We start from the raw sequence: 13,149 nt of genomic DNA, 5'->3' as shown, positions 1-13,149 counted from the left end.
GTCGTAGCAGCCAAGGTCAAGGCCGCGTACGCGCACGAGCTCACGCCGATCCTCTGCTGCGGTGAGGCCCTCGAGGTGCGCAAGGAGGGCCGGCAGGTCGAGCACGTCGTGGCCCAGCTGCGCGCGGCGCTCGACGGCGTGACGAAGGAGCAGGCGGCGAGCGTCGTCATCGCCTACGAGCCAATCTGGGCCATCGGCACGGGAGAGGTTGCCACGCCCGAGGACGCCCAGGAGGTGTGCGCCGCCATCCGCAACCTGCTCGCCGACCTGTACAGCGGCGACCTGGCCGACGGTGTGCGGATCCTCTACGGCGGGAGCGTCAAGGCCGCCAACGTGGCCGCGATCATGGCGCAGGAGGACGTCGACGGCGCACTCGTGGGCGGCGCGTCCATCGACCCGGCGGAGTTCGCGGCGATCTGCCGCTACCGAGACCACGTCACGGCCACCTGAGCCGCCCTGGCCGGCCGCAGGCCGCCCGTTCGGCCCAGCCGGTCCGGGAAGGTATTCTGACCCGAGCCCCACCAAAGGCCGACCATCCGACGGGCAGCGCCCGTAGCCGACGATTTGGAGTGACCACGTGGATGCGGTTCGCATCACCCTGCAGGTGCTGTTGGTGTTGTCCAGCCTGATCCTGACCCTCTTCATCCTCCTGCACAAGGGCAAAGGTGGCGGCCTGTCGGACATGTTCGGCGGTGGCATGTCGACCTCGCTCGGTGGCTCCTCGGTCGCCGAGCGCAACCTCGACCGCTTCACGGTGGCGGTTGCCACGGTCTGGGCCGCCGCCATCATCGGACTGGGCCTGCTGGCCCGCTTCCAGAGCTGAGAGGACACACATGGCGAGCGGTAATGCAATACGAGGCAGCCGAGTCGGCGCCGGCCCCATGGGTGAGGCCGAGCGTGGGGACGCGGCCCCCCGGGTCTACATCTCCTACTGGTGCTCCAACGGCCACGAGACGAGGCCGAGCTTCGCCGAGGAGCCGGGCATGGTGGTGCCCGAGCTCTGGGACTGCCCTCGCTGCGGCTTCCCGGCCGGCCAGGACCAGGACAACCCGCCGGCCCCACCGAAGGTGGAGCCCTACAAGACGCATCTCGCCTACGTGAAGGAGCGCCGCAGCGACGCCGACGGCGCCGCGATCCTCGATGAGGCGCTGACCAGTCTCCGAGAGCGTGGCCTCATCCAGTGATGGCGCCCTGACGCCCTCCTGACCGGACGCCCTCCACAGGCGGTAGCCCGGCCATGCACGTTCGTATGCCGCTGAGCGGGCGCCCGCTCAGCGGCATACGACTGTCTGTGGTGGGGTTCAGGGAAGACGTGAGGCGGCCGCGGCGTCGATGAGCCACCGCGTCGCCTCGGTGCCCTTGGGCGCCGAGGCCGGCACGTCCCAGGGGTTGGAGGAGGGGTTGAGGGCTGCTGCGACGGATTCGGCCTTGTCCGCTCCCGCCACGAGGAACCAGATCTCCCGCGAGCGGGCCAGGCACTCGAAGGTGAGCGAGACCCGGTCGGGTGGCGGCTTGGGGGAGTCGTGGACCGCCACGGCGATCGCGTCGGTGACCCGCTGGGCCTGGTGGTGCGGGAAGAGCGACGCGACGTGGCCGTCGGGGCCCATGCCGAGCACGACGACGTCGAAGCCCTGTCCGTGCTGCTGGAACGTTGCGGCGTAGGCCGCAGCGCTCGCCTCGGCGCTGTCGGACTCATCTGGTCCCTGGACCCGATGGACCTTGGCCTGGTCGAGTCCCAGGTCGGTGAGACCCGCCTCGTCGTTCTGGGTGTCGTTGCGGTCCGGGTCCCCCCGCGGCAGGTAGCGCTCGTCTCCCCACCAGACACGCACTCGCGTCCAGTCGACCGCCCTCTGCCCGGGCACCTGGGTGACCGAGGCAATGATCTCCGAGCCGAGTGAGCCCCCGGTCAGCGCGATCCGCGCCTCGTCGGAACGCGCCTGCACATCGAGGAGAGCCGTGACGAGACGAGCCGCCGCTGCGTCCGCGAGGGCCTGCTTGTCGGGATGGACGATGACGACCGGCTCGGGAGTCATGACGAGGCCTTCCTGGTGGGCGGGGTCTTCCTGCTCTTCGGTGCCTTGTAGGCGGCCTTGTAGGCGGCCTTGTCCGCGGCCTGGTCAGCGGCCTTCTCCTCGCGCGGTGTCGGCTCGCCGGCGAGCTTGCGCCTGGTCGCGGAGCGCACCTGCGCGGTCTCGGCGGTGTCCGGGGCCGGGGGAGCGGTGACCATGGCCATCGCCTCCTTCGCGGAGTCGTCGCGGCGCAGCCGGGCCGCCAGCCGACGTGAGTCGTCCGGGCTGGGTGCCTTGCCGGTGCGAGCGGCCTGCTCGGCCGACAGGCGCACCGGGGTGAGCTTCTCGATGCCGAGCAGCAGGGCGTCCTCGTACGTGTCGTCCGGGTCGAGCCGGCGCAGCTCGTCGGCGAGGATCTCCCTGGCCTCGCGACGGGGCAGGGTGATGCGACGGTCCGGCTGGCCCGGCTGCGACAACGTGGCGACGACGTCGCCAGGGCGGACCAGGTCGATGGGTCCACTCCTGCGCTCGAGGCGCACCGCGCTGATGCCGGACCCCCGCGGGGTGGCGACGCGCTGGACCGGCACCTTCAGCCGCTGGGCCAGCCATGCGGCGAGCAGGTCGGTCGATGGCGAGTCCGGGGCTCCGGAGACGACCGCCGCAGTGACCGCTTCGTACGGGGGCTGGTCCAGCGCCGCGGCGAGCAGGCCACGCCAGCGGGTGATCCGGGTCCAGGACAGATCGCTGTCGCCCGGTCGATACGTGCGGGCGCGTTTCCTCAGCACGGCGCGCGAGTTCCGGTGCTGGGCGGCGTCGGTGATGCGCCTCTGGGCCATCGTCCCGATGGGGTCGTTTGCGACGTCATCGGGTGCCTCGCCCGGCCACCATGCGACGATCGGGGAGTCGGGCAGCAGGAGCGGGACGACGACGCTGGGGCCATGCTTGGCCAGTGGGCCGTAGAGCCGGAGAACGACGATCTCGCTCGCACCCGCGTCACCGCCGAGGCGGACCTGTGCGTCGAGGCGGCTGCGACCACGGCGCTCACCGGGGATGAGCACGATGATCCGGCAGGGGTGCTGGCGGCTGGCGTGGGTGGCGACGTCGATCGCCTCAGAGGCGTCGGTGTCGTCAACCACGACGATGAGGGTGAGCACCCGACCGAGCGCCATGGCGCCGACGTCGTTGCGGAGGCGGACGAGGGTCTTGCTGACCGCAGTCGTGGTCGTGTCGGTGAGGTCCCGGATCACGGCATCCTCCAGGTGCGACCGTCCCGTTCGAGCATCCGGGCGGCGCAGGGCGGCCCCCACGTGCCGGCTGCGTACTGCTCCGGCCTGCCGTTGCGCTGCCAGTGCCTGATGAGCGGGTCGAGAATGCGCCAGGACAGCTCGACCTCCTCGTGGCGGGGGAAGAGCGGGGGATCTCCCAACAGCACGTCGAGGATGAGGCGCTCGTACGCCTCGGGTGAGCTTTCCGTGAACGCCGATCCGTAGCCGAAGTCCATCGTCACGTCACGAATGTCCATCTGGGCGCCGGGCACCTTCGACCCGAAGCGGATCGTGACACCTTCGTCGGGCTGGATCCGGATGACGACGGCGTTCGCGCCCAGCTCCTCGGTCGCCGTGTGCTCGAAGGGCAGGTGCGGCGCACGCTTGAAGACGACGGCGATCTCGGTCACCCGCTTGCCCAGCCGCTTTCCGGCGCGGAGGTAGAAGGGCACACCGGCCCACCGCCGGGTGTCGACCTCAAGCGTCACGGCCGCGAAGGTCTCGGTCGTCGAGTCGGTGTCGACGCCGTCCTCATCGCGGTAACCGACCACCTCCGTGGCACCCTGCCATCCCGCGGCGTACTGGCCGCGGGCGGCGTGGGCCTCGAGGTCCCGTGGCAGGCGCACCGCCGAGAGGACCTTCTCCTTCTCCCCGCGCAGGTCGGCGGCGTCGAAGGAGACCGGCTCCTCCATCGCCGTCAGGGCGAGCAGCTGGAGCAGGTGGTTCTGGATGACGTCGCGCGCCGCACCGATGCCATCGTAGTAGCCGGCCCTCCCGCCGATGCCGATGTCCTCTGCCATCGTGATCTGCACGTGGTCGACGTAGTGGTTGTTCCAGACCGGCTCGAAGAGCTGGTTGGCGAAGCGGAGGGCGAGCAGGTTCTGGACGGTCTCCTTGCCGAGGTAGTGGTCGATCCGGAAGACGCTGTCCGGCGGGAAGACCTTCTCGACGATTCGGTTCAGCTCCTGTGCACTGCGCAGGTCGTGGCCGAACGGCTTCTCGATGACGACGCGTCGCCATGAGTCCCGATCGCCCTCAGTGAGCCCCGAACGCTCGAGCTGCTCGCAGACCGGGGCGAAGAACGCTGGGGGGATCGACAGGTAGAACGCATGGTTGCCGCCCGTGCCCCGAACGGCGTCGAGGTCGCGCACGGTCTCGGCGAGCAGGTCGAACGCTGCGGGATCGTCGAACGTACCCGGCACGAAGCGGAACCCCTCGGCGAGGTTGCGCCAGACGGAGTCGCTGAACGGGGTTCTGGCGTGTTGTCGCACCGCCTCATGGACGACCTTGCCGAAGTCCTGGGTGGCCCAGTCACGGCGGGCGAAGCCGACCAGGGAGAAGCCCGGGGGCAGCAGCCCACGGTTTGCGAGGTCGTAGATGGCGGGCAAGAGCTTCTTGCGGGCGAGGTCACCGGTGACGCCGAAGAGAACCATGCTGCACGGACCGGCTATGCGCGGAAGGCGCTTGTCCTCCGGGTCGCGCAGGGGGTTCACTCCATGGGCGACCCGCGCCGGGCTCATCTGCCGTCCCCGGCCGAAAGGGCCTTGCGGACCTGGGCCAGTCCGGCGTCGTGGTCGGTCAGGTGCAGCTGGAGCACCGGTCGCCCGTGGTCGGCGAGGACCTGCGCGTCGCCTCCTGCCTGGGCCGCGATGAACGTGCCGAAGGTGAAGTCGCGGCCTGGTACGGGAAGGTCCTCGCGCGGGGCGGCGGTGATCTGGACGTAGACGCCCACGGGCGGTCCGCCCTTGTGGAACTGTCCGGTCGAGTGGAGGAAGCGCGGTCCCCACCCGAAGGTCGTCGGCCGCTCGGTGCGCATGGCCAGCGCCCGTCGGCACTCGGCCAGCTCGGCGTCCCCGAGCCGGTCGAGGTAGGCCATCACCGCCACGTAGCCGCGCTCGCCGAGCTGCCCGAGGAGGGCCTCGACGGCCTCGTCGACCGTAGCCGCATGACCAAGCCAGTCACCCCCCAGTGCGCGGACCTCGACGGCCCCGTCCACGAAGGCCGGCGCAGTACCTTCACCGGCGCCCCGCTCGAGGAGACCGCGGGCAGCCTGTTTCGCGGACTCTACGTCCGGTTGGTCGAACGGGTTGATCCCGAGCAGGCGCCCCGCCACGGCGGTGGCCGCTTCCCAGAGCAGCATCTGGGCGCCGAGCGTCCCGCCGACGCGGACGCTGTCGCCGCTTGGGCGCGTCTCGTCGTCGGCCGCCACGAGGCGGGCCACGAGGACGTCGCTCGCCGGCCAGCGGATCTCGGGGTCCTGCTCCGACTGCACGACGACGGGCAGCAGTCCGGTGCCGTTCTTGCCGGTGGACTCCGCGATGAGCTGCTCGGCCCAGTCGGCGAAGCCGTGGATCCCGGAGCCGTCGTCGAGCAGGGCGAGCTTGTCCCGGAGCGGATCGGTGCCGCCCAGTGCGGCACCCAGTCGAAGGGCCGGGTTGGCGGCGTCGTCGGCGGCGAGCAGGTCGGCGACCGACTCCGCCTCGTCGAGCAGGGCAGAGACGTCCACCCCAGCGAGCCCGCTCGGCACCAGACCGAAGGCGGTCAGCGCCGAGTAGCGCCCGCCGACGTGGGGATCGGCATTGACGACGCGATAGCCCTTCGCGCGGGCCTCGCCGTCGAGTGGGCTCCCCGGATCGGTGACGACGACGATGCGGGCAGCGGGGTCGATCCCCGCATCGGTGAAGGCCTGCTCGTAGGCCCGGCGCTGCGAGTCGGTCTCCACGGTCGAGCCCGACTTGCTCGAGACGACGACCACGGTGTGTTCGAGGTCGTCGCGGATGGCTCGCCGCACGTAGTCCGGGTCGGACGAGTCGAGTACGACGAGAGGCTTGCCTGCGGTCGCGCAGATGACCTCCGGCGCGAGGGAGGACCCGCCCATGCCACAGAGGACGACGTGGTCGATCGCCTTCTCCGCGAAGACCTCCCGCAGCGCTGCGATCTCCCCGACGAGCGGCCGCGAGGACGTGGCGAGGCCGACCCAGGCGAGGCGGATGCTCGCCTCCGACTCAGCGTCAGAACCCCACAGCGTGGCGTCCTTGGCGAAGAGCCGACTCGCCACGGAGTCCCGGACCAGGTCAGGGACATGCCGCTCGATCGCGTCCGCGGCAACGCCGGACGCGCTGACGGACAGGGCCGTCATGCCCGCACCTTCTCCATCTCCTCGGCGGCGCCGGCCAGGAGCGCGGTCCACGACTTCTCGAACTTCTCGACGCCCTCGTCCTCGAGGACCTGGACGACGTCCTGGTAGGAGATCCCTTGGGCGGCAAGGCCGTCCAGCACGGCGCTGGCGTCGGCGTAGTTGCCCGTCACCGTGTCACCCTTGATCTCCGCGTGGTCCGCGGTGGCCTCGAGTGTCTTGCTCGGCATCGTGTTGACCACGCCGGGAGCGACGAGCTCGGTGACGTAGAGGGTGTCCGGGTACGCCGGGTCCTTGACCCCGGTCGACGCCCAGAGCGGACGCTGGACGTTGGCTCCCTCGTCGGCGAGGCTCTTCCAGCGTGGCGTGCTGAAGACCTCCTCGTAGGCCTGGTACGCGAGGCGGGCGTTGGCGACGCCGGCCTTGCCGCGCAGGGCCTTCGCCTCGTCGGTCCCGATGGCGTCCAGTCGCTTGTCGACCTCGGTGTCGACGCGAGAGACGAAGAACGATGCGACGGAGTGGATCCTGGACAGGTCCTGGCCCGCCGCGTGCGCCTTCTCGAGCCCCTCGAGGTAGGCGTTCATGACGGCGCGGTAGCGGTCCAACGCGAAGATCAGGGTCACGTTGACGCTGATCCCTTCCGCGGTGGCGGCCGTGATCGCCGGGAGCCCTGCCTGGGTCGCGGGGATCTTGATGAGGACGTTGGGCCGGTCGACGTCGACGTAGAACTGCTTGGCCTGGTCGATCGTGCGCTCGGTGTCGTGGGCGAGCCGGGGGTCGACCTCGATGGAGACCCGGCCGTCGACGCCACCAGTCCGGTCGTAGACCGGGCGGAACAGGTCACACGCGTCTGTCACGTCTGCGGTCGTCAGCTCGTGCACGATCTCCTCGGCGCTCTTGCCCGCGCTCGTCAGCGCCGCGAGGTCGTCGTTGTAGCGGTCACCTGCGGACAGTGCCTGCTGGAAGATCGTCGGGTTGGAGGTCATCCCGACGACGTTGCGCTCCTCAATGAGCTCGGAGATCCTGCCGGTCTCGATCAGGTCGCGGGACAGGTCGTCCAGCCAGATCGAGACGCCGGCGTCCGACAGGGCCTTGGTGTTGGGGTTGGTCATGGTGGTCACTTCCTCTTCGAGGTGTGCGCCGTCGCGGACTTCTTGGCGGCGGCCCGGGGCGTGGAGCTCTTCACGTCGGTGTCAGCGCTCGAGTCGCGCTTGCGCGGGTTGGTCTCGGTGATGCCGGGGGCGTGGGCGGCGCCCTGGGCTGCCTTGATCGAGTCCTTGGCCGCCTTGACGACGGCCTCGGCGGTGATCCCGAACTCCCGGAAGATGGTCTTGTAGTCGGCCGACGCACCGAAGTGCTCGAGGCTGACCGTGCGCCCGGCGTCGCCGACGATGTCGTGCCAGCCCATCGAGACGCCGGCCTCGACGCTGACCCGGGCGCGCACCTCCGGCGGCAGCACCTTGTTCTGGTAGGCCTTCGACTGCCTCTCGAACCACTCACGGCAGGGCATCGAGACGACGCGTGTCGCGATCCGGGACTTCTCGAGCTGCTCGGCGGCCTGCACCGCGAGCTGGACCTCGGATCCGGTCCCGACGAGGATGACCTCCGGGCTGCCGGGCTGGGACTCCTCGACGAGGACGTAGGCGCCCTTGGCGACGCCGCTGGCCTTGCCGCGCGCCTTGCGGTCGAAGGTCGGGACCGGCTGCCGGGTGAGGGCGAGGGCGGTCGGCCCGGTCGGGTTGGTGAGGATCTGGCCCCACGCGGCGGCCGTCTCGTTGGCGTCCGCGGGGCGCACGACGTCGAGGCCGGGGATCGCGCGCAGCGCCGCCAGGTGCTCGACGGGCTGGTGGGTCGGCCCGTCCTCGCCGAGGCCGACCGAGTCGTGCGTCCACACATAGGTGACCGGTAGCTGCTGCAGGGCCGCGAGCCGCACGGCCGGCCGCATGTAGTCGGAGAAGATGAGGAACGTCCCGCCATAGGGGCGCGTGAGGCCCTCGAGCGCGATGCCGTTGAGGATCATCCCCATGCCGTGCTCGCGCACCCCGAAGTGGAGCGTCCGGCCGTAGGGGTTTCCCTGCCAGGCCTTGGTCTGCTTCGACGTCGGGATGAAGGACGGCTCGCCCTCCATCGTCGTGTTGTTCGACTCGGCGAGGTCGGCCGAGCCACCCCACAGCTCGGGCATGACGGGCGCAAGGGCGGTGAGGACCTTGCCGGAGGCCGCCCGGGTGGCGATGCCCTTCTCGTCGGCGGGGAAGCTCGGTAGCGCCTTGGTCAGGCCCTCAGGAGCCCGGCTGGCGACGACGCGGTCGAGCAACGCGCCTCGGTCAGGGTTCGCCTTGCGCCACGCCGCATAGGAGGTCTTCCACTCGCGGTGGGCCGCCTTGCCGCGCCCCACGACCTCTCGGGCCCGCTTGAGCACGGCCGGCTCGACGACGAACGACTTCTTCGGGTCGAAGCCGAGCAGCTCCTTCGTGGCCGCCACCTCCTCCTCGCCGAGCGCGGACCCGTGCGACTTGCCGGTGTCCTGCTTCGTCGGGGCCGGCCACGCGATGATCGTGCGGAGGATGACGAGCGTCGGCTTGTCCGTCACCTCCTCGCCCGACCGGATCGCGGCGAGCAGCGCGTCGACGTCCTCGACGTACGTCGCACCGTCGCCGTCGCCCCGCCAGTCCACGGTGCGAACGTGCCACCCGTACGCCTCGTACCGCTTGGCCACGTCCTCGCTGAACGCGATGTCCGTGTCGTCCTCGATGGAGATCTGGTTCGCGTCGTAGACGACGGTGAGGTTGCCCAGCTCCTGGTGGCCCGCGAGGGAGCAGGCCTCGTGGCTGACGCCCTCCTCCAGGTCGCCGTCCGAGGCGATGACGTAGATCCGGTGGTCGAACGGGCTGGCGCCCGCCTTGGCGTCGGGGTCGAAGAGCCCGCGCTGGCGGCGCTGTGCCATCGCCATGCCCACTGCGGAGGCGAGGCCCGAGCCGAGCGGGCCAGTGGTGATCTCGACGCCCACCGTGTGGTGCACCTCCGGGTGCCCGGGCGTCGTGGAGCCCCACGTGCGCAGCGCCTTGAGGTCGTCGAGCGTGAGGCCATAACCGCTGAGATAGAGCTGGATGTACTGCGTCAGGCTCGTGTGGCCGGCCGACAGGACGAAGCGGTCTCGGCCCAGCCAGGACGGGTCCGACGGGTCGTGGCGCATGACGTTCTGGTAGAGCAGGTACGCCAGCGGCGCGAGCGACATGGCCGTCCCGGGGTGCCCGTTCCCCACCTTCTGGACGGCGTCCGCAGCGAGGACGCGGATCGTGTCCACCGCCCGGAGATCGAGGTCGGACCAGCCCGCGTCCTCGGCGACCGGCCTGGCCAGGTTTCGGCTTCGTTTGGCCAGAAGGTCCTTGGGCGCCGTCCTGCCTCGGTTGGATGTGGTCTCCGTTGCGGTTGCACTGGTGGTGGGCACGGGACGGGTCTCCTTATGGGCCAGATGAAGTGCGGCGCGTGACATCACGAGCCTAGTGCGTGGCGCTGGGCACGAGGCGGACCGCTGCGCGGCTTCCCGGGCCGGGCGACCCCTACACGGCCGGTCCCTTACCCGGATCCATGACCGGTCACCTGCCCCGCAACGTCACGGGCTAGACTGCGGGCGGACCTGCCTGCCACCGCTCGTGCCCACGGCGCAACCGGCGAGCCGGGCGAGACGACGGATGACGAGGACTGTAGTGACAACGGTGGACCCCCGCGCCGACCTCTCGGCGCTCCACGGTCCTGGAGGCAGTGGGCTCAGGTTCCTCGTCGGGCAGTACGTCGCGCTGACGAAGCCACGGATCATCGAGCTGCTCCTCATCACGACGATCCCGGTCATGTTCCTCGCCGCGCGTGGCGTCCCGGACCTGCTCCTCGTCCTGGCGACCCTCGTCGGCGGCACGCTCTCGGCCGGCTCGGCCAACACCCTGAACTGCTACATCGACCGCGACATCGACGCGGTCATGCACCGCACGAAGAAGCGGCCTCTCGTCACGGGGACCATCAGCCCTCGGGGTGCCCTCGTCTTCGGCATCATCCTGGCGGTCGTGTCGACCGTGTGGCTGGGCCTGCTCGTGAACTGGCTGAGCGCCTGGCTCGCGCTCGCGGCACTGCTGTTCTACGTCGTCGGCTACACGCTGCTGCTCAAGCGCCGCACCGCGCAGAACATCGTCTGGGGCGGCGCCGCCGGCTGCATGCCCGTCCTCATCGGCTGGTCGGCCGTGACCAACAGCCTGAGCTGGTCCGCCTTCATCCTCTTCATGGTCATCTTCTTCTGGACCCCGCCTCACTACTGGCCGTTGTCGATGCGCTTCAAGCAGGACTACGCCGACGCCCACGTCCCGATGCTGCCCGTCGTCGAGCGGCTCGTCGTCGTCGCAAAGCAGATCGCCATCTACGCCTGGGCCATGGTGCTCACCTCGCTGGCGCTCGTCCCCGTTGCCGGCATGGGCTGGATCTACACCGTCGTGGCCCTCGCTTCGGGCGGGGTCTTCCTCGCCGAGTCCCACCGGCTGCTGTCCGGCGCGAGGGCCGGCATCCCGGAGCTCAAGCTGCGCCCGATGCGCCTGTTCCACCTGTCGATCACCTACCTGACGATCCTGTTCGTCGGCGTCGCGATCGACCCGATCTGGCACCTCGCTCTTCCGGGGATCGCCTGACCACCGCGCCCCCCACGTGGGCGTCATGCCTGCCGTATGCCGCTGAGCCGGCATCTCGTCGGATGTGCAGTTCGCGGCCGGCTGGGCCTGGTCGAGTGTGCAACAGACCCTCAGCATGAAATGCACTATCGACCAAGAACCTGCGGCGCGGTCCGGTTCGAGGCCCGGGACCTCAGGCGCCGGGTTCCGTGTCAAGCGCGGGCGTCCCATCCTCGAGGTAGAGCGCACCCGGGACCCGCGGGTCACCCAGCCGGAGGGAACGGAGCAGGCGGTCGTTGTACGGCGCGACCCGCTGCGACCAGACCGACTCGTCGGCCCAGTGCAGCGCGCGGATCTCCCGGTGCTCGAGGACGGCCCGCTCCACGAGGTCGGATGGGGTCGTGCCGAGGTCGAAGACGAGGAGGACGGCGTCGCGCCAGCCCAGCCACGGGGGCATCCAGTCGACCGCAAGCAGGCCGCGCGGGCGTGCCGTGATCCCGAGCTCCTCCTGCACCTCCCGGGCGACGCAGTCGGCAGGGGACTCGTTCGGATCGACGACTCCACCGGGCAGGTCCCACTCGCGCTTGTAGGCCAGCTCGCAGAGGAGTACTTGGCCGCGTTCGTTGCGCAGGACGCCCTGCGCAATGGCCCGCTTCACCGGGAGCGCCGAGTCGAGCATTGCGGTGAAACCCTCGCGAGTCCCGGGCGCGGGGTCGTCCTTGAGCCGGCCGAACACGACGGTGTCGTGGGGCTCGCCGCCGAGCCGGGCGTTCGCGCGGAGCAGGCCCTCCCGCAGCAGGCCGGCACGCAGGGCGACGTGGAGGGACGCCCGGTTCATTGGGTTGACGTGGGCCTCGACACGGCTCAGGCCGAGCTCGGTGAAGGCGAAGTCGACGAGGAGCCGCAGAGCGCGGCTGGCCAGGCCCTGCCGGCGGAACGGGGCGTAGACGACCCACGAGAGGGAGCCGACACCGTCGGCGACCCGCCTCACCTCGACCGACCCCGCCACCTGGCCCCGCCACTCGACGAGGAACGTGGCCCTGGAGCGCGAGTCCGCCCACTCGTCATGGGCGTCAGCGACCCAGGCGGCGCGGTCGGCCCCGCTGGGCGCCATCGCCGGGAGGTCGAACCAGCGGGCGATCTCCGCGTCGTGCAGCTGAAGCGACTTCTCCACGTCGGTGGTCAGCCACGGACGGAGCACGAGGTCGCCGTCGTGGAGCGTCGGTTGCTCGCCGAGGTTCACGACCCAAACCTAAGGCGTCCTACACGGGCAGGCGACGGGTCTCGAGGACGCCCCACGTCAACGCAACGGCGAGCAGGCTCGCTCCGAGCATGTGGAGCAGGACGAGCACCTCCGGCAGCCCGGTGAAGTACTGCACATAGCCGATGAGGCCCTGGGCGATCGTCACGTAGAGCACGGCGTACCAGGCCCGCTTGGGGGCATCGTCCTTGGCCGTGAGTCGCACGGCGACGAGCGTCGCGATGACGAGACCGACGAAGAGCATGACGGCGTCCGCGTGCATCCACGACACGAACCGCGGGTCGAAGCCTGTTCGCGCCGGGGTGTCGGCATCGCCGGAGTGCGGACCCGAGCCGGTGACGATGACGCCGAGCGTGAGGACCACGGCGCCGACACCGGCCGTCGCCAAGGCGAGACGGCGGGTGAGCGGGTGGACCGTCAGCTCGCCCGGACCGGACTCCTCGTCCGCGGCTCCCCTCACCAGCGCGGTCGAGAGGGCGACGAGGACCATCGACATGAGGAAGTGGAACATGACGGTCCACGGATTGAGCCCGGTCCGCACCGTGATCCCTCCGACGACCGCCTGCGCGACGACGCCGGCCACCACGCTGAAGGCGGCGTAATGCATCCTGCGCCGCTCGGGCCACACCCTCAGCACCACCCAGACCGAGGCAACCGCGAGCAGGCCGAGGACGCCAGTCAGTGTGCGGTTCCCGAACTCGATGAGGTCGTGGTACTGGCTCTCCGCCGTGCGGATCGGTGTGAAGGACCCCGGTTGGCACTCCGGCCAGGTCGAGCAGCCGAGACCGCTTCCGGTCAGGCGGACGATCCCGCCCGTGACCACGATGCC

12 protein-coding genes are annotated in these 13,149 nt (G+C 70.4%); 4 read left to right on the top strand and 8 right to left on the bottom strand.

The genetic code is table 11. The features are described 5' to 3' along the window. The 3 genes from VJN29_RS07455 to VJN29_RS07445 all read left to right on the top strand — a co-directional run. On the top strand, positions 1 to 450 hold a 450-nt coding region (locus tag VJN29_RS07455; RefSeq protein WP_324142993.1), incomplete at its 5' end, for a triose-phosphate isomerase. Between the two features lie 127 nt (positions 451 to 577). Continuing rightward, positions 578 to 823 (top strand): preprotein translocase subunit SecG, encoded by a 246-nt coding sequence (gene secG, locus VJN29_RS07450; RefSeq protein WP_324142992.1) that lies wholly within the window; start codon positions 578 to 580, stop codon positions 821 to 823. Between the two features lie 10 nt (positions 824 to 833). Beyond that, positions 834 to 1,184, top strand: coding sequence for an RNA polymerase-binding protein RbpA (locus VJN29_RS07445; protein ID WP_324142991.1), 351 nt, complete (start codon positions 834 to 836; stop codon positions 1,182 to 1,184). Positions 1,185 to 1,301: 117 nt separating this feature from the next. Here VJN29_RS07445 and pgl read toward each other — a convergent pair whose 3' ends face one another. The 6 genes from pgl to tkt are packed head-to-tail and all read right to left on the bottom strand — an operon-like array spanning position 1,302 to position 9,858. After that, complete coding sequence (gene pgl, locus VJN29_RS07440) at positions 1,302 to 2,033, bottom strand: 6-phosphogluconolactonase (protein ID WP_324142990.1); 732 nt, start codon at positions 2,031 to 2,033, stop codon at positions 1,302 to 1,304. Next, positions 2,030 to 3,256, bottom strand: coding sequence for a glucose-6-phosphate dehydrogenase assembly protein OpcA (locus tag VJN29_RS07435; protein WP_324142989.1), 1,227 nt, complete (start codon positions 3,254 to 3,256; stop codon positions 2,030 to 2,032). The genes pgl and VJN29_RS07435 overlap by 4 nt, the downstream gene beginning before the upstream one ends. Beyond that, positions 3,253 to 4,794: a glucose-6-phosphate dehydrogenase gene (gene zwf / locus VJN29_RS07430; protein ID WP_324142988.1), complete on the bottom strand. Its 1,542-nt coding sequence runs from the start codon at positions 4,792 to 4,794 to the stop codon at positions 3,253 to 3,255. Before zwf ends, VJN29_RS07435 begins: the two co-directional genes overlap by 4 nt. Further along, on the bottom strand, positions 4,791 to 6,413 hold the full coding sequence (locus VJN29_RS07425; protein WP_324142987.1) for a glucose-6-phosphate isomerase: 1,623 nt from the start codon (positions 6,411 to 6,413) through the stop codon (positions 4,791 to 4,793). Before VJN29_RS07425 ends, zwf begins: the two co-directional genes overlap by 4 nt. Continuing rightward, positions 6,410 to 7,522 (bottom strand): transaldolase, encoded by a 1,113-nt coding sequence (tal, locus tag VJN29_RS07420; RefSeq protein WP_324142986.1) that lies wholly within the window; start codon positions 7,520 to 7,522, stop codon positions 6,410 to 6,412. Before tal ends, VJN29_RS07425 begins: the two co-directional genes overlap by 4 nt. A 5-nt stretch (positions 7,523 to 7,527) precedes the next feature. Then, positions 7,528 to 9,858, bottom strand: a complete 2,331-nt coding sequence (tkt, locus tag VJN29_RS07415) for a transketolase (protein ID WP_324142985.1) — start codon at positions 9,856 to 9,858, stop codon at positions 7,528 to 7,530. A 259-nt stretch (positions 9,859 to 10,117) separates the two neighbouring features. Here tkt and VJN29_RS07410 point away from each other — a divergent pair, with 259 nt between their 5' ends. Further along, positions 10,118 to 11,080, top strand: a complete 963-nt coding sequence (locus VJN29_RS07410; RefSeq protein WP_324142984.1) for a heme o synthase — start codon at positions 10,118 to 10,120, stop codon at positions 11,078 to 11,080. A gap of 172 nt (positions 11,081 to 11,252) precedes the next feature. Here VJN29_RS07410 and VJN29_RS07405 read toward each other — a convergent pair whose 3' ends face one another. Both VJN29_RS07405 and VJN29_RS07400 read right to left on the bottom strand, forming a co-directional pair. Next, positions 11,253 to 12,302 carry an NUDIX hydrolase gene (locus VJN29_RS07405; protein WP_324142983.1) on the bottom strand — a complete coding sequence of 350 codons (1,050 nt, stop codon included), beginning with the start codon at positions 12,300 to 12,302 and terminating at the stop codon, positions 11,253 to 11,255. A 19-nt stretch (positions 12,303 to 12,321) separates the two neighbouring features. Continuing rightward, positions 12,322 to 13,149 (bottom strand): COX15/CtaA family protein (locus VJN29_RS07400; RefSeq protein ID WP_324142982.1); only part of this gene is annotated, 828 nt, incomplete at its 5' end.

The sequence above is a fragment of the Intrasporangium sp. genome (genome assembly GCF_035280925.1).
Lineage (GTDB): Bacteria > Actinomycetota > Actinomycetes > Actinomycetales > Dermatophilaceae > Intrasporangium.
The sequence above is the reverse complement of the archived record's forward strand: the minus strand, read 5'-3'. Positions and strand labels throughout refer to the sequence as shown.